The organism is Blautia sp. An249 (assembly GCF_002159835.1).
GTDB lineage: Bacteria > Bacillota > Clostridia > Lachnospirales > Lachnospiraceae > Blautia_A > Blautia_A avistercoris.
The window spans coordinates 1-778 of record NZ_NFJL01000064.1; the positions used below are offsets into that span (position 1 = coordinate 1).

At 59.1% G+C, this 778-nt stretch carries 1 protein-coding gene and 1 pseudogene; both read left to right on the forward strand.

The window, feature by feature from the left end; all coding sequences use genetic code 11:
• A partial coding sequence (locus B5F53_RS19500) for a DUF4316 domain-containing protein (protein WP_140398290.1) occupies nt 1-391 on the forward strand: 391 nt, incomplete at its 5' end.
• A gap of 52 nt (nt 392-443) precedes the next feature.
• Nucleotides 444-778 (forward strand): annotated as a pseudogene (locus B5F53_RS19505) (hypothetical protein); the annotation flags it as partial.

The following is a 778-nucleotide window of genomic DNA, read 5'->3' on the forward strand; positions in this document are numbered from 1 at the left end:
GGGCCAGCAGACGGCCTACTATGTGGACGAGGGGGCCGAGTATCGGAAAGTGCCGGAATTTACACAGCCTATCCCCGCCCAGCAGGAAAGCCCCATCAAGACCGCCGAAATGACGACCGAGCAGAATTACAACATGATTGACGGCGTTCTGAACAACGCCCCCACAATGGGGGAACTGGAAGCCAGGGTAAAGGCCGGGGAACAGGTTTCCCTTTTGGACGTGGCCCAGGCAACCAAGGCGGAGGCCCAAAAGCCGAAACAGCCGCGCAGAAGCGCCAAGACCGCCCAGCGGCAGAAAAAGCCGTCCATCCGGGCGCAGCTTGCAGCCGCCAAGGAGGAACAGGGCAAGAAGCCACCGGCGCGGGAGAAGTCAAAGGAATTGGAGGTGTGAGGCCGTGAACAAGTTTGAAAACGTGGACGTTCTGGCCGCCCTGGAACAGATCATGCGCCAGAACACCGCCTTTTACCAGAACGATTTTGAGATTGACAAAAAGATTATCCGAGAGGCCGCCGCCAGCGATAGGGCCGAGGACAAAGCCCTGCTGTGGATGTCCCGGCCCTCCGGGACGTACTGTTTCCGGGAGCGTGACGTATTCTTGCAGGACACCCGGCAATACAACACATGGAAGTTTTATGGGGAACAGACCCGTGACCGTATTCTGTCCTACGCCGTGGAGCTGACCGGCACCCAGGGCGGCACGATACGGGGCAATCTCTATGAGCTGGACTACCCCCAGCACTTCCGGCACGTCATAGCCGAGGCGGAAAAGGCGGACAA